Below are 723 nucleotides of genomic sequence, written 5' to 3' on the forward strand. Positions count from 1 at the left end.
AAAAAATAAAACTATACAATTAAGATAGAGATATCTTAATTGTAAACTTAGCCCCTTTATAATTTTTACCCTCATAATTATACTTATAGTTTTCAACTAATATTTCACCATTTAATTGTTTTTCAACAATCTCTTGACTCATATATAGACCTATTCCCGTACCTTGTGATTTATGTTTGGTAGTAAAATACGGTTCAAATATTCTGTTAATTATAGTTTCATCTCTTCCATTTCCATTATCATAAATCTCTATTAGTAAATTATTTCTCTTTTTAAAAGCGTTTATAAAAATATATTTTTTCTCTTCTTTTTTCTCTAATAATACATCCCTAGAGTTATTTAAAATATTAATCAATACTTGAATTAGCCCATTATTAGAAGTCATAAAAGTGATATCATCAATACTTTTTATTATAGTTATACCTTTTGATGCATATTGAGGACTAAGTAGATTAAATGTTTTGTCAAAAATATCTTTAATATTAACCATTGAAAGGTTCTGTTCATTTGGATTAAAGAAGTTTCTAAAGTCGTCAATAGTTTGGGATAAATATTGAGTAGATTCATTTATATTATCCATTGTAGAGAGTAACTCTTCTTCACCTAGTGTTCCCATCTCTTTTTTTAATTTAATACCTGTAGATGCAGTAGAAATTACAGATAAAGGCTGTCTCCATTGGTGAGCAATATTTCCTATCATCTCACCCATAGCTGCCATTTTAC

Annotated in this window: 1 protein-coding gene; it reads right to left on the reverse strand. The window is 26.6% G+C overall.

What is annotated here, in order from left to right:
• Positions 1-19: 19 nt before the first annotated feature.
• The coding region (locus ACQY5W_RS13135) for a sensor histidine kinase (RefSeq protein WP_428025426.1) at positions 20-723 on the reverse strand (704 nt) is incomplete at its 5' end.

Source organism: Arcobacter sp. (genome assembly GCF_050300555.1).
Lineage (GTDB): Bacteria > Campylobacterota > Campylobacteria > Campylobacterales > Arcobacteraceae > Arcobacter.